This is a genomic window from Actinomadura rubrisoli (assembly GCF_004349215.1).
Lineage (GTDB): Bacteria > Actinomycetota > Actinomycetes > Streptosporangiales > Streptosporangiaceae > Spirillospora > Spirillospora rubrisoli.
Genome location: NZ_SMKU01000072.1, coordinates 14,137 through 31,127, shown reverse-complemented (window position 1 = coordinate 31,127; position 16,991 = coordinate 14,137). Strand labels below are relative to the sequence as shown.

Genomic DNA, 16,991 nt, shown 5'->3' with positions numbered 1-16,991 from the left:
CCGGCCCCAATCTGGCCGACACTCTCATACCCCTTGATCACCGTCATGGTGTCCGTACTCCCCCCGAAGCAGTGGATGATCTTCAACTACCCTTGATGATCACTCCCACACCTACGGTGATACCCCCGGTAGCTCGCCAGTGACTTTGGGGTGGACGGGGCGGGGTGTGGTGTTTCACCAGCTGATTTTGGCTGTGATTGGTAGGTGGTCGCTGCCGGTGGCGGAAAGAACTTGTGAGCTTTGTGGTGTGAGGCCGCGGGTCAGGATGTGGTCGGCGCGTACTACGGGGGAGGGGGCCGGCCAGGTGAAGCCGAAGCCATTGCCGGCTGTGTTGTGGGTGGGGCGCAGGTGTGAGGTGAGGTGGTTGAATGCGCGGTCGTTGATAGTGCCGTTGAGGTCGCCCAGAAGTATCACCTGGTTGTTGTGCTCGGCGGTGATGGCTTTGTCGAGTGCTTGGATGCCGATGTTGCGTGAGGCGGTCAAAAAACCCGCTCTGGGGTTGACGCGTACCGATCCCAGGTGAGCCACGTATACCGCCAATGGTCCGCGTTTGGTGGTCACCGTGGTGCGCAGTGCCCGGTTCGGGGCCATCTTTTGGCTGGCGGTTACGGTTTTGGCCAGTGGGCCGTAGTTGGTGACATCGATCGGTCGGGTGTCTGCCAGCGGCAGTTTGCTCCATAGTCCGACCGTGCCCTGCACCGTGTGGTGGGGGTAGGTAGTGGCCAGTTGGTTGAGGTAGCTGCCTGTGGTCTGCGGGGTCAGTTCCTGCAGTGCCAGTACATCGGCGTTGGAGGCGGCCAGGTCGCGGGCGGTGCCGGTGGGGTCGGGGTTGTCGGCGCCGACGTTGTGGGTGGCCACGGTCAGGTCGCCGCCGGGGTGGGATTTGTCGGTGAGCAGCCCGCCGAACAGGTTCACCCACACCAGTACCGGCAGCATCAGCGCGGCCATCGCCGAGGCCGAGCGGCGCCACAGCGCCCCGGCCAGCAGCACCGGGATGAACCAACCGAACCACGGCAGGAAGGTCTCCACCAGGCTGCCCAGATTCCCGACCCGGTTGGGGATCGCCGCGTGCAGCGCCATGAGCAGGCACAGCAGCAGCGCCAGCCCCGCGACCACCAGCCCACGTCTCCAAGGCTCCGGCCGGGCACCGATCAGGACGACCCGCCGAACGCCCGCCCGCCAGCCGCCGACGTCGGTATCACGGCTGTCGACGCCGCCCTGTCCGGTCTCCGCCGTGTCCACTTGCGCCATGGTCTGCCCTCGCTCAATGCCGGTCACTGCTGCGTCCTCAGGTTCTGGGTGGGGTGGGCATACATACGCGGGCAACCACGGTCGATCGCATTGGGGCGCAGTTCGTAGTGCCAGGGCTCGTTCTTGGACGTCGCCGCCCCCGACACGCGAGGGGACGTCGCTGCGGTGGCCGCTCGTCAGCCCTGGCCGATGACGGCCTGGGTCTCACGCTCAACGATCTCCTGCAGCGGCACGCCGTCGCGGTTCGTGAGGATGACGCCGACCCAGCCGGTGTCGGGGTAGATGGTCCAGTTGGCGCCGACACCGGGGTTGGCTCCGGCGCGGCTCCACACCCACTGGCCGTTGACGAGGCTGACCGGCATCTGATAGGCCCCGAACCCCGCGTCGGCGGGGGTCGCCCGGCGGGCAAGGCCGCCGCCTCCCTCGGGGGCAAGGGGGAGCTTGGCCCCGGTGAAGAGCTCGGCGTAGTGCGGGTCCAGTACGGTGCCGTCGCGCAGTGCGTGCGCGAATCGGACCAGGTCCGGCGCGGTGGCGAAGCCGCCGTCGCCGGGGGCATCGATGAAGGCGCGGCCTGGGTTCTTGCCCAGTGTGTACGGGTGCGGGCTGCCCTTGTCCAGATTGTGGACCGCGTCCACCATGCTGCCGTCGGCCAGCTCCATGTACGGGTGCGCGATGTGGGCATCGGTGAGCCACTGCGGCCTGGTGTAGAACCCCGAACCGGTCATGCCGCAGCGCTTGAAGATGTTCTCCTGGACGTAGTCCCAGTAGGTCTTGCCGGTCACGGCTTCAATGATCTGCGCGGGGATGGCGACCTCGGCGCCGGAGTGGCTGCTGGATGTGCCGGGAGGGGCCTCCGGCGTCGCCTGCCGGGCCCACTGCTCGTAGTACTCGTGCACCTCCTTCTGGCTCTGGAAGATCCGCTGCACGTCCTCATCCGGGGTTTTCATCCCTGAGGTGCCGGTGAGCATGTGGTGGATGGTCACCCGTTCGGCGATCTCCTTGGTGTAGCCCTTCAGGTAGGTGCCCACCGTGTCCCACAGCTTCAGCTTGCCCTGCTGCGCCAATTGCAAGATGGCCACCGCATGGAACGGCTTGCCCGCCGAGCTGAGGCTGAATGCGATGTTCTCCCCGTTGGGGATCCCCTTCTCCTTGTCGGCCATGCCGTAGCTGCGCGACAGCACCGTCCGGCCCCGGTGCGAAAGCAGCACCACCCCGGAGAACTTGCCGTCCGCAGCCAGCTTCGCCACGTACCGGTCGTAGGCGCCGCCAGGCCGGGTGTCCGGCGGAATCGGGCCGGTTGGGGCAGGAGCGGCGTGGCCGGGCTGCGCGCCCACCAACTGCGAGCCCGCCGCCACCACGCCGGCGGCCGCCAACCCGCCCCAGCCGAGCAGCCGCCGCCGGTCGACGCCACCAACAGAATCCGAGCCCATGATCACTGTCCTTAACCGATCGACGAACTGACCGCCGATGCGCTGCGGTCCATGCCTCCACTCAAGACGGAAGGCTGTTGCGGCGGCGTATGCGTTTTTCGATACGCCCGCGATACACCCCGATCCCCGGGCATCAAGGACCTGCGGTGGACTTGGCCGACAACCAGGCCACCACCCGGACGCAGACGATCGGATCCTGCGCCCCATCTCCCGACCACACCTGGCGCGGAACAACTCCTCCTCCTGCTGCCGCAGCGCATCGGTGCTCCGCAGCCCCTCCGCCTCGCCAGGCGCCGCGGTCCGGCGACTGCCCGCAGCCGTCGTGCTCGCCCACGCAGCTCGACGTCAGGGCTGCGCTCATCAGGCGATAGACATCGCCAATCATGATTAGGTTGATCGGAAATCATCGCTTTTGGCGATGAACTGTTTGGCCTAGCGTGGCGTTCATGACCGATCACCCTTTCAGCGGCGAGAAGCTCGTCGAGATCAGCGATGCCGAACGGTGCGAACAGATCGCGGGCGCCGGCCGGTTCGTGATCCGCTACCGCAACCGGGGAACCGGCTATCCGCCCGGGCGGCCGGGCTGCGTCGTGTCACTGACCACCTCCGCAGGCGAGGACGGCCTCCCACTGTCGTCGGACGAGCCCGCCAGCAACCTCCGCGCCGATTCCGCCGCGATGGTGGATTTCGTCGTCGCATCGGCAAAGGCGTACTCGGACCGCTCTCCCTTCTTCGAAGAAACCCGTTGCGCGTGCGCTGGTCGAGTGAGACGTGGCCCGCATCCGCCACATCGCCCCCAGCCTCGCCGATCACGTCGACGGGCCGTCCAGCGACCTCAAGGCGCCAACCCCGGTGGTGCACGGGGACCGCGGCCTTTGTGGGACGTGTTCGGACCGGCTCGGATCCAGCAGACCGGAGGCGGACGATCATGACCCGGTTGCGTTCGGCGCTCTGGCTGCCGATCTTCGACGACCTCGCCGAACCGGCGGTGGTCGCACGACTGGCCGCCGAGGCGGAGGAGGCCGGCTGGCACGGCGTGTTCGTATGGGACCACCTGCGCTGGAGGGCGCCGGTCCAGCGGGTGGCCGACCCCTGGATCACGCTGGCCGCGATCGCCACCGCCACCGAAGACCTTCGGTTCGGCCCGATGGTCACACCTCTTGCCCGCCGCAGGCCGTCCAAGGTCGCCAAGGAGACCGCCACGCTGGACCGGCTCAGCGGTGGCCGCCTCACCCTTGGCGTCGGTCTCGGCAGCAACCGCTTCGCCGACGAGCTGCGCGCGACCGGCGAGGAGCTCGATGACCGGCGGCGGGGGCAGATGCTCGACGAGTCACTGGAGATCCTCACCGCCGCATGGTCCGGTGATCCGGTACACCACCACGGCCGGCACTACACCGTCGACGGTGTCTCCTTCCTCCCCCGACCGGTTCAGCGGCCCGGCGTACCGGTGTGGGCCGCGGGATTCCCCGGCAACCTCAAACCGCTGCGCCGCGCCGCCCGGTACGACGGCTTCTTCCCGGTCAATCTCGAACACCCGGACCAGTTCGCCGACATCGTCACCACCATCACCGATCTCCGCCGGCAGAAGACGGGCCTGTTCGACATCGCCGCCGCCCTTCCGCCCGACGCCGATCCGACGCCCTACGCCGAGGCGGGCGCCACCTGGTGGCTGGTGGAGTTCCCGCCGGAAGCGGTTTCGCTGGATCAGGTGCGTGGCGTACTCCGCGACGGTCCGCTTGAGCCTTGAGACATCGACACCACGCCCGAGGCCGCCCGCGCCGCCGTCGGTGGTGCCTCCTCGACGGCTGACCTCGTCGTCCCGGCGAAATGGACCCACCGAGACGCCGTGCCGGGCTCGGCTCATCGGTCGGCGGCGACCGCGCCGGCGCCGGAGCGCTCGATCGCGGTGATGCTCCCGCCCAGGTAGGCGTCGACGACCTGCGGGTGGGCGCGTACGACGTCCGGGGGGCCTTCGGCGATGAGGTCGCCGTCGGCCATCGCGATGATGCGGTCGGAGATCCCCATGATGAGCGGGATGTCGTGCTCGATGACCACGAGGGTCAGGTCGAGCTCGCGCTTGAGCTCGGCCAGCAGGTGCCCGAGCGCCTCGGTCTCGCGCTGGGCGACGCCGCTGGACGGCTCGTCGAGCAGCAGGCACATCGGCTGCAGCGCCACCAGGCAGGCGATCTCGGTGATGCGGCGGGTGCCGGTCGAGAGCTCCTGGATGGGCTTGTCCCGATAGCGGTCCAGGCCCATCGCGGAGATGAGCGCACGTGCCTGGCGCTCCTTCTTCCGCTCGCCGAGCGTCAGGCCCAGCGCCGACGTCAGGAAGCCCGTCGGCTGCACCCGCTCAAGCGAGAGCATGACCGTCTCTTTCACGGTCATCGTCGGGAACAGCGCGGCATCCTGGAACGACCGGATCAGGCCGCGCTGGGCACGTCCCTCGGGCCCGATCTTGCTGATGTCCTCGCCGTTGAGGAACACGCGGCCGGTATCCGGTTTGGTGAAGCCTCCCAGCAGCTCGAACGTTGTGGTCTTGCCGGCGCCGTTCGGGCCGATGAGACCGACCGTCTCGCCGGCCCGTACAGCGAACGACACTCCGCGTACGGCATGCACGCCGCCGAAGCTCTTGCGAAGATCGCGCGCCTCGAGAAGCGCCGCGCCCGCGGAGGGAGCCGCCGCAGCAGCCGGCTCGCCGACGCGCAGATCGCCGATCTGGACGCCCTGGGCCGTCGCGGTGACGTCGGCGGGGTCGTCGCCGGCGTACAGGGGGTCGGGATCGATGCCGTGCCGGCGGGCGATGAACTTGACGATCCCGTCCCGGATCGGTGCGAAGACCTGGATCAGGCCGCCGGGCTTCCACAGGATGAGGAGCAGCACACCGAACTTCGTCGCGGCCAAGCCGATGTTGCCGATGTCGAGCAGCGGCAGGCCGAGCACCCAGATCGCCCCCACCACCGGCCCGATCAGCGCGGACACACCGCCGAGCACCGTCATGACGGCGACGTCGATGCTCGCGGTCGTCGGGAACGACCCGGCGCTGACGCTGGACAGGGAGTGCGCGTAGGTCGCGCCGCCGATGCCGGCGATGAACCCGCCGATCAGATAGCCCTGGAGCTTGACGAGGCTCGCCCGCACGGCGAACGCGCGAGCGTTCTCCTCGTTGTCGCGGATGGCGATGAGCAGGCGGCTGAATCCGCTGCGCCGGATGTTCCGCGTCAGGACGAGGGTCAGGACGAACAGCGCCAGCGCGAAGTAGTAGTACTCACGGCCGGTGTCGAGGGGGCCGCTGAGCGGCCAGCCGTAGGGTTTCTCCGGATCCCGGCCGTCGCCGAGCATCCACGGCTGTGTGAGGAGCCAGGCCGGGGCGGCGAGCGCGAATCCGAGCGTGGTGACGGTGAGCATGAGGCCGCGGATGCGCAGCGCGGGCAGGCCGATCACGACCGAGACCAGGCCCGCGCCGAGGCCGGCCAGGAGCAGTGCGAGCGGGAAGTTGCCGGAGTTGCTCGACACCTTGAAGGAGATGACCGCGCCGACGGAGGCGACGGCGAACTGGCCGAGCGTCAGCTGTCCGCCGAGACCGGTCAGGACTCCGATCGACAGGCCGACGATCGCGAAGGCGATGATGCCGGTGAAGGTCACCGACAGGCCGTTGGAGATGAAGAGCGGCAGGGCCGCGAGCGCCGCGAGGGCCGTGATGGTGAAGGCCGGGCCCATCGCGCGGACCGCCCACAGAGCCCGCAGCCTCTCCGGGATCGGGCGCAGGCCCTGCACCGCGGCCCAGCTGCCCTTCTCCTCGTCGCGTCCGCCGCTGCGGCGCTGCACCAGCAGCGCCACGAGGATGATGAGGAACATGGCCACCTCGACCAGACCCGACTGCGGGTAGTTCCACATCAGCAACTGCTCAAGGATGCCCAGGCCGACACCGCTGGCCAGGGCGATCGGCAGGCTCTGCATGCGGCCGATGACGGCGGCGGTCAGGGCGCGCAGCAGCAGCGCGGGGCCGAAGCTGTCGGCACCGACGAAGCCCTGCGTCGGTGCGGTGAGGATCGCCGCGAAACCGGCCAGGGAGCCGGCGATCGCCCAGGCCAGTGTCGACATGCGGCTCGCGAAGATGCCGGACATCCGCGCCGCTTCCGGATTGGCCGCCGCCGCGCGGATGGCGAGCCCGAACCGCGACCGCTTGAGGAACAGCACGATCGCGAGGACGAACAGCGGCGACAGGAACAGCATGCCGGAGTAGGCCTGGGTCATGCGCAGGGCACCGACGTTGAAGTCCGGCAGCCACGCGGGTTGCGGGTACAGCGGTCCGGACGCGGTGGAGTTGATGAGCGCGGCGGCGATGACCAGCAACTGGCCGACGCCCAAGGTCGCGACGACGGACACGATCCGCGGTGCGCCGCGCAGCCGTCGTACGACGCCGGCCTCGGCGGCGGCCCCGGTCGCCGCGGACACCACCAGCGCCATCACGAACGCGATCCAGTACGGGATGTGCCACTTCACCGCGGCGACGCCGAAGAACGCCGCTCCGAACGCACCGATCTGCCCGTGCGCGAAGTTGATGATGCGGTTGCTCCGGTAGACCAGCACGATGCCGACCGCCAGCAGGCCGTAGGTCATGCCGACGATCGTGCCGAGCAGGATCACCGGGAACGGTGTCGACGCCTGGATGAGGTCGTGCTCGTCGAGGACCGCGGACACGGTCTTCGCCAGGACGACCGCGACCGCGAACGCCAGGATCTGGAGGAGCGGCTTGCGGGCTCGCCGGAGAAGGCCACGTCGGCCGGCCACCGATTCCTCGGCGGCCTCGAGCGGGTGCTCAACCGCATCGGACCGCGCGGTCACTGCGCCGCTCCCGCGCCCTGGAGGAAGACCGCGCGCAGCAGGTCGTCGCGGGCCAGCAGTTCATCAGCGCGGCCGTCGAAACGCATCTCGCCCTTTTCCATGAAGTACGCGTGGTCAACGAGGTTCAGCGCGATGTTCACCGACTGCTCGACCAGCACCACGGCGGTGCCGTCGGCGTTGATCCGCCGCACCATGTCGAGGAGCCGGCCGACGACCACCGGGGCCAGGCCCAGCGAGAGCTCGTCGATGAGGAGCAGCCGCGGACGGAGCATCAGCGCCTTGGACAGCCCGAGCATCTGCTGCTCGCCACCGGACAACGTCGAGGCGAGGGAGTTGCGGCGCTCGTACAGACGCGGGAACGCCTCGAAGCACGTCTGGATCCCCCGGTCGACCGATCCGCGGTCCCTGGCCATCGTGTAGCCGTAGCTGCGCAGGTTCTCCACGACGGTCATCGGCCCGAAGACCGCGCGTCCGCCGGGGATCTGCGTGATGCCCAGCTTCATGCGGCGTTCGGCGTCGAGGTAGGTGATCTCCTGCCCGCGGTAGCGGACGCTGCCCGCGGTGGGCAGGCCGATCCCGGAGATGACCTTGAGCAACGTCGACTTGCCGGCACCGTTGACACCGAGCAGCGCCACCATCTCGCCGTCCTCGATGGTGAAGTTCGCGTCGAAGAGGACCTGCAGCGGGCCGTAGGAGAAGTCGACGCCGCGGCAGGACAGCATCGGCAGGTGCCCGCCGCTGCGCTTGATCCGGTGGATCTCCTCGTCCTCGACCACCTCGTCGATCATCCGGTCGAGGTCGTCCTCGATGAGCCTGCCGGCACTGGAGATGATGAACGCGCCGAGCACACCGGGGATGGCGATGGCGACCATCGTGCCGCCGATCCCGAACTGGTCCTGGACGCCGGCGAGAAGCACGGCGCCGGCCGTGCCGCCGATCGCGACGAAGATCCCGGCAAGGGCCTGCGCGTGCGGCCGCATGTGCGAGGGGACGATGGAGAGCAGCGAGATGCCGAGCATCGGCTGCAGGAGCCCGATGCACGCCCCGGCGATTCCGAAGCAGATCACCATCGGCGCCAATGCCGGCATCAGCCCGCCCAACGCGATGAAGACGACCGTCCCCGCCAGGAGGAGACCGGCGGCGCGGAGCACGCGCGCGGGCGAGGCGCGGAACTGCTTCTCGCCGCGGCTTCCGTAGGCGGCCAGGGCGACGACGCCGATCCCGAAGAACATCGAGAAGAACAGACCGCGTTGCCCCGGCCCGAGATTCCACCGCTCGTCGAGGAACACCGAGATAAAGGTGCCGAGCGGCACGGTGAGCACTCCGTACACCGCGAATCCGGCGTAGACCCTCCTGTTGGTGGGGATGAGGAGGACGCGGCGGCAGATCTCCCAGAACCCGAGCGCGACGTCCTCGGAGGACAGCGAATCCGTCGCCTCGCCGTGCTCCTGATGCACGCTGGCACGCAGCTGCTCGGTGTCCCACTTCCCATAACCCGGATCGCGCAGCCTGATGGCGCAGAGGGTCATCAGGAGCGAGGCGATTCCCAGGGCCAGGAAGACGCCGCGCCAACTGAGGCCGGCGACGGAGGCGAGAATGCCCACCAGAAGGGGCGCGAGCGCCTGGCCGAAGGCGCCGATCGCGGTGTAGGCCGTCAGCGCGCGCACCCGCGCGGCCGGAGGGTAGCTGTCGACGATGAGCGGCGCGTGCAGGGCACCGACCGACCCTGTGGTGAGCCCGTCAAGGCAAAGTATGAGGATCAGCGCCACCAGCGAGGTGACGAATCCGGTCGTCAGCGTGATGGCGCTCCACACGATCCCGGTGACGATGCAGAGCATCGCTCGCCGGGCCCGGAACTGGGACAGCCGCGCAATGGGCAGCGGTGCGACCGCGATCGCCATCTGGAACAGCGCGCGCGCTCCGACGATGGCCGCGATGGAGATCCCCATTGTGCGGCTGATCTCCGGTGTGAGGACCGTGAACGCGTAACTCTGGAAAGCGCCAGTGGCGAACAGCAGGCCCAGGGCGACGACCGGGTAGTAGCGCAGATCGTGCTTGCGGACCAGCGCCCGGAAGCTCTCGGTGTTCTCGTCGCCGGTGACACCCAGCGTGGCCCGGGCCTTCTCCCGCAGTGCCGCGCTCGTCTGCTCGACGACCGTGAGAGCCGCCTCTTCACTCGCGGACTGGTCCCCTGTGTGTACTCTGCGTGACACGTCAGAAACCGACCTTCTTGATACGGACGTCGAGCTCCCAGGCCGACTCGCCGATGCGACGTCCGGAGGTGTCCATCAACACGATCGTGATGGTGTGCGGTTGCAATTCCTCCTTGCTCCCGGGTCGATTCGGAATCGATGGGATCTGGAACGACTTCTTCGTCGTGGTGTACACGTGGTGGTTGGTCAGGTAGGCCTCGTTCGGGCAGTTCGGCGCCCCCTCGCAGAGCGAGTCGCCCTTGGCCACGTCCTCCATCGTGTGGCCGGGTTTGATGGGCGTCTGATCGACGAAGATCGCGAAGTGGCCGGCGCCGCGGGACGGCGGCTCGCTGCCCTTCGCCGCGATCCGGAAGTCGCCGTCCATCGTCCAGGTGACGGTGACCGGGGACTTCACCGTCGACCGGGCCTTGGGGCCGACGAAGTGCAACCGATCGTCAACGCGGAAATTCAGCTCGTCCAGGTTGGTGAGGCCACATCCCGCCAGAGCGACAACGGCGGCAACCGCCGTCGCGCCGCGAGCAAGCCAGCGTCCGCCCTTCAAAGTGCACCCTTCGCGTCGAAGAGCTCTCCCCACACCTCGCGAGGCGGCGAGGCCGGACCGAGCGCCCAGCTTGATCACGTATGTACGTACACTATGACAATACGCCTCAGGTTCCGCAAGACTTCACGACAACTTCTCCCACGTCAGCACGCGGTTCGGCGGCGGTCACGTTGCATGTCAACGTCCGGGAGGAGCGGAGCGAACGCCGCTCGAACTCCGACGGGCGGCAGGCTCACCCAGGCATCGGGCCGAATGGCGGGTGCTGCGCTCCGGGGAACTGCGCGGCGGCACGGGACGGCGTCGTCCGATGGGCAGAGCCTCGGCCGACCCTGAATTGGTCCTCAATCGGGCCGCAGGATCGGACTCCATCGCGTGTACCGATTCCTGTCAGGCTGAATCACATGACAACGACAGCGACCCGCTTCGACGGCCGGCTCCTCACGCCCGGCGACGCCGGCTACGACACCGCCCGCACCGTCTGGAACGCCATGATCGACCGGCGTCCACGCATGATCGTCCGCGCGGCGGGCGTCGCCGACGTGGTCGCCGCCGTGCGGACGGCCCGGGACCTGGACCTGGAGATCGGCGTGCGGTGCGGCGGCCACAACGCCGCCGGCTTCGCCGTGCCCGACGGCGGCCTCATGATCGACCTGGCACCCATGGGCGGCGTGCGGATCGACCCGGTCCGTCGCCGGGCACGGGTGCAGGGCGGCGCGCTGCTCGGCGCGCTGGACCGGGCGGCCCAGGCGTACGGCCTGGCCACCACCGCCGGCAACGTCTCGCACACCGGCGTCGGTGGGCTCACGCTCGGCGGCGGCATGGGCTGGCTGGCCCGCCAGTACGGCCTGGCCTGCGACAACGTCGTGTCCTACACGGTGGTCACCGCCGAGGGGGGCGTGGTGACCGCGAGCCGCACCGAGAACCCCGACCTGTTCTGGGGCCTGCGCGGTGGCGGTGGCAACTTCGGCGTCGTCACCGAGTTCGAGTTCCGGCTGCATCGCACCGGCACGCGGACGCTGGTCGCCGAGTTCGACTTCCGCGCCGAGGACGCCGTCCCGGTCATCGAGGGCTGGCGCGACCTGAACGCCGTCGCGCCCCGGCAGGCGACGTTCACCGCCAGTGTCGACAGCGGTCCCGCCGGTCCGATTGCCACGCTGGGATTCGTGTGGGTCGGCGATCCGGCCGTGGGCCGCCGGCTGCTCCCCGCGATGCGGGCGCTCGGCCGTCCCGTCGCGTCGCGCGTCACCACACCGTCGTACCTCGAACTCCAGCAACGCGACGACTCCACCGGCGGTCACGCCTACCGCCGCTATTCCAAGGGGCACTATCTGCGGCGATTCCCGACCGCGGCGATCGAGGCGTTCCTGCTGCGCGGGGGCACCGACCTGAGCGCGAACCCGAACCTGCCGGGCGTCGGCCTGCAGGCGCACGGCGGCGCGATCGCCGACGTCCCGGAAGCGGACGCGGCGTTCAGCCACCGCGGCACGATGTTCGAGTTCGGTGCCGGCTCCCGCTGGACCGACCCGTCCGAGGACGACGCCAGGATGGGCGCCGCCCGCGCCGCCGGTGCGTCGCTTGAGCCGTACGCGAGCGGGGTGTACGTCAACTCGCTGACGGCCGACGAACTGGCCGATGGACAGCGCGGCGTACGGCGGGCGTACTCGCCCGCGAAGCTGGCCCGGCTGACCGCGGTGAAGACCGCGTACGACCCGTCCAATGTGTTCCACCTGAACCAGAACATCCGCCCGGCACACTGAATGCGCATGCGCGGATCAGAGCCCCCGTACCTCCCGGACGGCCGTCGCCAGCAGCGCGACCCCCTCGGCGATGGCGGGCTCGCCGAGGATGGCGTAGCCGAAGATGAGGCCGCCCGGCCCGGGGCCCGCGATCCGGAACGGGCCGAGGCCGTGGATGCCGAGCCCGTGCCGGGCGGCGGCCGCCACCACCGCCGCCTCGTCGAGGTCGGGCGGGAGCCAGGCGACCACGTGCTGCCCGGCGGCGACCCCGGCCGGTTCCAGATCGGGCAGGTGGGCGCGCAGGGCGTCCAGCAGCGCGTCGCGGCGGCGGCGGTACACCGGACGCATCCGGCGCAGGTGGCGGTCGAACTCGCCGCGCGCGAGGAAGTCGGCGAACGTCAACTGGTCGATGACCGGCGAACCGCGGTCGGCGAGCAACTTCGCCGCGGCGACGTCGGCGACCAGCCGGGGAGGCAGGACCAGCCAGCCGAGCCGCAGCCCCGGCGCGAGCGTCTTGCTGGCCGTACCGCAGTAGACGACATGATCGGGCGCCAGGCCCTGCATCGCGCCCACCGGCGACCGGTCGTAGCGGTACTCCGCGTCGTAGTCGTCCTCGACCACGATCGCGCCGCGGCGCCTCGCCCAGCGGATCACCTCGGCCCTCGCCGCGGCCGACAGCACTCCCCCGGTCGGCCACTGGTGCGACGGCGTGAGGACGACCGCGTCGGCGTCGGCCCGATGGAGCGCTTCGACCTGAACGCCGTCCGGACCCACCGGGATGCCGACCACGTCCAGACCGGCGGCTCCGGCCAGCACCCGCGCGTCGTCGTTGGACGACGGGTCTTCCAGAGCGATCCGCCTGGCGCCGTGCTTGACGAGCACTTGGATCAGCAGCGAGATGCCCTGCCCGTAGCCGTTGCAGACCACCACGTTCCCCGGGACGGACGATGTGCCGCGCACCCGGTTGAGGTAGTCGCACAGGGCCTCGCGCAGTTCCGGCACGCCGCGTCCGTCAAGGTAGGCGAACCGGTCGTTGGGCGTGGTGGTGAGGACGGTACGGACCGAGCGCAGCCAGGCGGCCCGCGGGAACTGCGACACATCGGTGCGCCCGTACCCGAAGTCGACCTTGAACCCGGCTCCGCGCGCGGACGGCGGCGCCACCGAAGCCGCGGCGGCCGCGCCGGCGGCCGGTGGCATCGACGCGGCGACCCGGGTGTAGCCGCCCGATCGGCTGGCGAGGTACCCCTCGGCGACGAGCTGCTGATAAGCCTCCACGACCACCCCGCGGGAAACCCCGAGACCGGCCGCGAGGGTGCGGGTGGGCGGCAGCGACGCGTCCGCCCGCAGCCGGCCGGCCCGGATGCTCGCGCGGATGGACGCCTCGATCTGCCGGTGCAGCGGCACCCCGGCGTCGCGGTTCAGCTCGATGAGCAGATCCTCGGCCGGCCCTGAATTGGTCCTCGATCGGCCCACGGGATCGGACCTTATCGGCCTGTACCGATTCCGGCCAGGCTGAGTGACCTGCCGGTCTCCTCGGCGGCGAAACGTCCAGATGAGCTCCTGCCCAGGGGCACGGATACTGGCACGCTAGCCAGGTCAAGAACTTCGGCAACGACCTCGCGGCGCGTCTCCCCCGCGCTTCGGCGACCCGGACGGTGACCAAGTACTCGATGACCTGCGTGACTACGCCACCGATCACTGGGCAGGACAGTTCTGATGGCGACCGCGCACCAAGCGCGACATCCCGGGCTCGGAGATCGGAGCAAATGATGAAGGCAGCCCGTTTCAGCCGGTTCGGGGGCCCGGAGGTCCTTGAGATCGTGGATCTCCCGGATCCGCACGCGGGGCCCGGCCAGGTCCGGGTCGCGGTGCAAGCGGTGGGCGTCAATCCGTCCGACTGGAAGCTGCGCAAGGGCCTGATGGGCGGGGAGCTTCCGCAGACGACGGGCCGCGAGGTGGCGGGCGTCGTCGACGAGGTCGGTGAGGGCGTCACGGACGTCGCCATCGGTGATCGGGTGTTCGGCTTCTCCCCCGGCAGCACGGGCGCGGGCGCTGCCGAGCTGGCGCTGCTGTCCGACTACGCGCCGATCCCGCCGTCGATCGGCTTCACCGAGGCCGCCGGCCTGCCCGTCGCGCTGGAGACGGCCACGCGCAGCTTGAACGCGCTCGGTGTGAAGGCCGGGAGCGCGCTGCTGGTCAACGGCGCGTCCGGCGGGGTCGGCAGCGCCGCCGTCCAGCTCGCCGTGGCGCGCGGCGCACGCGTGATCGGCACCGCCAGTCCTGCCAACCACGATTACCTGCGCTCGCTGGGCGCCGAGCCCGTCGCCTACGGCGCGGGTCTCGTCGAGCGGGTCCGCGCGGTCGCGCCTGACGGCGTCGACGTGGCGCTCGACGTCGCCGGGAGCGGCGTACTGCCCGAGCTCATCGAGCTCGCCGGCGGCCCGGAGCACGTCGTGACGGTCGCCGACGTCGATGGCGCGCAGGAGCACGGGGTGGCGTTCAGCCGGGGGGACACCGGCCGCGCGGTCCACGCGCTCGCCGAGGTCGGTGAGCTGATCGAGGCCGGGCGCTTCTCCCTGCCGGTCGCGCGGACCTTCCCGCTCGCCGAGATCGCCGAGGCGCACCGCGTCAGTGAGGACGGTCACGTGCGCGGGAAGCTCGTGCTGCTGGTCGGCCGGCAGGGCCGTGCGTGACTCTGCGCGGAAAGACACGTCCTAGACGGCGCTTTCGACTTCGGCCTTGTCGGCCGGGACCAGTGGCTTGGGACGGCCGGGCAGGAGCAGGCTCAGCGGGACGGCGACGGCGGTGAAGGCCACCGACCACCAGAAGGCGTCGCCGAAGCCGTCGGCCAAGGCGTCCAGGCTGTGGGCGTCGTCGGCGGTGTGCTGGAGGATGACGGCGAGGACGGCGATGCCGACCGAGCCGCCGATCTGCTGGGCGACGCGCGCGATGATGCTGGCGTCGGGGATCTCCTTGTGTTCCAGGCCGACGTAGGCGGCGCTGGTGATCGCGATCGTGGCGGTGGCCATGCCGATGCCGCGGACGAGCAGTGCGGCCATGAGCAGCACGTTGCCGGTGTCGGCGGTGGCGAAGGCGAACGGCACTGTGGCCGCGGCGACGACGGCGAATCCACCGAAGGCGACCGAGCGGGAGCCGAAGCGGTCGGTGTAGTCGCCGGCCCGGGTGCGCGCGATGAGCGCGCCGATGCCCTGCGGGATGAGCAGGAGTCCGGCGCCCAGCGCGTCCTCGCCGCGGACCTGCTGGAAGTACAGCGGCAGCAGCATCATCGCCCCGTACAGGGTGATCCCGGCCAGGAAGCCCAGGGCGGAGGACGAGGCGAGCGCCCGGTGGCGGAACAGCCGCAGGTTGATCAGCGCGCCGGCACGCGGAACTGCCCAGGCGGTGAAGCCGCCGACCAGGGCGAGGCCGCCGATCAGCGGCACGAGCACCTCCGCGCTGTCGAAACCCGCACTGCCGTCGACCTGGGACAGTCCGTAGATGATGGCGGCGACGCCCGGGGAGAGCAGGAGCAGGCCGACGATGTCCAGGTGAGCGCGGGGGCGGTCGGGTGCGGGACGGTCGTCGGGCAGGTTGCGCCAGGCGAGCCAGCCGCCGACGACGCAGAAGGGGATGTTGACCAGGAACAGCCAGCGCCAGTCGGCCAGATGCAGGATGATGCCGCCCAGGACCGGGCCGAGGATCGGGCCGAGCGCGGTGGGCAGGGTGATGGTGGCCATGACCTTGCCGATGCTGCGGCCCTTGGCGGCCTGCATGATCAGCGTGACCACGAGCGGCATCATGATGCCGCCGCCGATGCCCTGGACGACCCGGAAGGCGATGAGGCTGATCGCGTTCCACGCCAGCGCGGACAGGATCGAGCCGAGCAGGAACACGCCCAGCGCTGCGATCCACAGGCGTTTGCCGCCGAGCCGCGACTGGGCCCATCCTGCGAGCGGGATGGTGACGAACATCGCCAGCAGGTAGCCGGTGCTCACCCACTGGATCGTGGACAGCGGGGCGTCGAGTTCCTTGGCCAGGTCGTTGAGGGCGACGCTGACGATGGTGGTGTCGAAGACGACCGCGAGGGCGCCCACGATGATGGTGAACGCCATGCGCCACACGGCGGGGTCGATACGGTCGGGGTCCGCCGGGGGTCCGTTCCGGTTGGGAGTGCTCATGAGCAGCCACCTAAGATATAGAGTCCTATCTTACGGCTGCCAGCGTAGGGCGCTAGGATAAGATAGGCAAGTCTATCCAAGGGAGGTGCGGATGCCCGAGCGGCGCCGCGGGGCGGCACTGGAGAAGGCGCTCCTCGATGCGGCCTGGGAAGAGCTCACGGCCAACGGCTACGCCAGGTTCACCATGGACGCCGTCGTCCAGCGCGCGGGCACCAGCCCCCCCGTGCTCTACCGCCGCTGGTCCGACCGCGACGAACTCGTCCGCGCGACCATCGCCCACGTCCTGGAGCGGGCCCGCGTCGATGTCCCCGACACCGGAAGCCTGCGCGAGGACATCCTCACCCTCATGCGGACGATCAACGCCACCCGCGTCCAGCTCGTCACCGTCATGAACGTGCACCTGGCCGGCTACTACCAGGAGACCGGCACCGTCCCCAGCGACCTCTTCGCCACCGAACGCGAGAACACCGCCGACGTGATCTTCGACCGCGCCGTCGGCCGCGGCGAGATCGAACCGGACCACCTCAGCGAACGCATCAAGTCCCTCCCCTTCGACCTGCTGCGCCACGAGATCCTCGTGACCTTCGCCCCCGTGCCCGACCCCGTCCTCGAAGAGATCGTGGACACGGTCTTCCTCCCCCTCGTGCGCTGACCGCGACGGCGGCAGAGCAGCTCGACCGGGCACGAGGTTAAATGTGAATGAGAATAGAAAGGCATCAACATTGACGGGTTTTCTGAGTCAAAATTAGGATGATAGGAGATTTCCGGGCCCACCAGGATCGTCGTCACCGCGCCTC

Annotated in this window: 12 protein-coding genes; 5 read left to right on the top strand and 7 right to left on the bottom strand. The window is 69.7% G+C overall.

Translation table 11 applies throughout. The features are described from left to right. Nucleotides 1–174: 174 nt before the first annotated feature. Together E1298_RS16325 and E1298_RS16315 are read right to left on the bottom strand one after the other, a co-directional pair. Entirely contained in the window at nt 175–1,278 is a 1,104-nt protein-coding gene (locus E1298_RS16325; RefSeq protein ID WP_243725618.1) for an endonuclease/exonuclease/phosphatase family protein, read from the bottom strand. A 149-nt stretch (nt 1,279–1,427) separates the two neighbouring features. Then, nucleotides 1,428–2,681 carry a serine hydrolase domain-containing protein gene (locus E1298_RS16315; protein WP_131894039.1) on the bottom strand — a complete coding sequence of 418 codons (1,254 nt, stop codon included), beginning with the start codon at nt 2,679–2,681 and terminating at the stop codon, nt 1,428–1,430. A gap of 446 nt (nt 2,682–3,127) precedes the next feature. On the opposite strand from E1298_RS16315, the gene E1298_RS16310 reads away from it, so the two are divergent. Both E1298_RS16310 and E1298_RS16305 read left to right on the top strand, forming a co-directional pair. Then, nucleotides 3,128–3,613, top strand: a complete 486-nt coding sequence (locus tag E1298_RS16310; protein WP_207944657.1) for a hypothetical protein — start codon at nt 3,128–3,130, stop codon at nt 3,611–3,613. Continuing rightward, nucleotides 3,610–4,428: an LLM class flavin-dependent oxidoreductase gene (locus tag E1298_RS16305; RefSeq protein WP_131894037.1), complete on the top strand. Its 819-nt coding sequence runs from the start codon at nt 3,610–3,612 to the stop codon at nt 4,426–4,428. Before E1298_RS16310 ends, E1298_RS16305 begins: the two co-directional genes overlap by 4 nt. Before the next feature lie 113 nt (nt 4,429–4,541). On the opposite strand, the gene E1298_RS16300 is transcribed toward E1298_RS16305, so the two are convergent. The 3 genes from E1298_RS16300 to E1298_RS16290 are packed head-to-tail and all read right to left on the bottom strand — an operon-like array spanning nt 4,542 to nt 10,280. Next, complete coding sequence (locus E1298_RS16300; RefSeq protein ID WP_131894035.1) at nt 4,542–7,472, bottom strand: ABC transporter permease subunit; 2,931 nt, start codon at nt 7,470–7,472, stop codon at nt 4,542–4,544. 50 nt (nt 7,473–7,522) lie between these two features. Beyond that, entirely contained in the window at nt 7,523–9,739 is a 2,217-nt protein-coding gene (locus E1298_RS16295; protein WP_131894033.1) for an ATP-binding protein, read from the bottom strand. A gap of 1 nt (nt 9,740) precedes the next feature. After that, complete coding sequence (locus E1298_RS16290) at nt 9,741–10,280, bottom strand: hypothetical protein (RefSeq protein WP_131894031.1); 540 nt, start codon at nt 10,278–10,280, stop codon at nt 9,741–9,743. A 401-nt stretch (nt 10,281–10,681) separates the two neighbouring features. Here E1298_RS16290 and E1298_RS16285 point away from each other — a divergent pair, with 401 nt between their 5' ends. Next, the gene (locus tag E1298_RS16285; protein WP_131894030.1) at nt 10,682–12,037 is read left to right on the top strand and encodes an FAD-binding oxidoreductase; all 1,356 of its coding nucleotides are present in this window, start codon (nt 10,682–10,684) and stop codon (nt 12,035–12,037) included. A gap of 15 nt (nt 12,038–12,052) precedes the next feature. On the opposite strand, the gene pdxR is transcribed toward E1298_RS16285, so the two are convergent. Then, a complete protein-coding gene (gene pdxR, locus E1298_RS16280; RefSeq protein WP_131894028.1) occupies nt 12,053–13,489 on the bottom strand; it encodes a MocR-like pyridoxine biosynthesis transcription factor PdxR in 1,437 nt (478 codons plus the stop codon). A gap of 296 nt (nt 13,490–13,785) precedes the next feature. On the opposite strand from pdxR, the gene E1298_RS16275 reads away from it, so the two are divergent. Further along, nucleotides 13,786–14,709, top strand: a complete 924-nt coding sequence (locus E1298_RS16275; RefSeq protein WP_131894043.1) for an NADP-dependent oxidoreductase — start codon at nt 13,786–13,788, stop codon at nt 14,707–14,709. A gap of 21 nt (nt 14,710–14,730) precedes the next feature. Here the strand turns inward: E1298_RS16275 and E1298_RS16270 are convergent, their stop codons facing one another. Next, entirely contained in the window at nt 14,731–16,194 is a 1,464-nt protein-coding gene (locus E1298_RS16270) for an MDR family MFS transporter (RefSeq protein ID WP_131894026.1), read from the bottom strand. Between the two features lie 91 nt (nt 16,195–16,285). Here E1298_RS16270 and E1298_RS16265 point away from each other — a divergent pair, with 91 nt between their 5' ends. After that, on the top strand, nt 16,286–16,846 hold the full coding sequence (locus E1298_RS16265) for a TetR/AcrR family transcriptional regulator (protein ID WP_131894024.1): 561 nt from the start codon (nt 16,286–16,288) through the stop codon (nt 16,844–16,846). Nucleotides 16,847–16,991 lie beyond the last annotated feature (145 nt).

Excerpts from the sequence above, each read along its gene's own strand:
- E1298_RS16315 (WP_131894039.1), bottom strand. The coding sequence starts at position 2,681 with ATGGGCTCGGATTCTGTTGGTGGCGTCGACCGGCGGCGGCTGCTCGGC.
- E1298_RS16310 (WP_207944657.1), top strand. The coding sequence starts at position 3,128 with ATGACCGATCACCCTTTCAGCGGCGAGAAGCTCGTCGAGATCAGCGAT.
- E1298_RS16305 (WP_131894037.1), top strand. The coding sequence starts at position 3,610 with ATGACCCGGTTGCGTTCGGCGCTCTGGCTGCCGATCTTCGACGACCTC.
- E1298_RS16285 (WP_131894030.1), top strand. The coding sequence starts at position 10,682 with ATGACAACGACAGCGACCCGCTTCGACGGCCGGCTCCTCACGCCCGGC.
- E1298_RS16275 (WP_131894043.1), top strand. The coding sequence starts at position 13,786 with ATGAAGGCAGCCCGTTTCAGCCGGTTCGGGGGCCCGGAGGTCCTTGAG.
- E1298_RS16270 (WP_131894026.1), bottom strand. The coding sequence starts at position 16,194 with ATGAGCACTCCCAACCGGAACGGACCCCCGGCGGACCCCGACCGTATC.
- E1298_RS16265 (WP_131894024.1), top strand. The coding sequence starts at position 16,286 with ATGCCCGAGCGGCGCCGCGGGGCGGCACTGGAGAAGGCGCTCCTCGAT.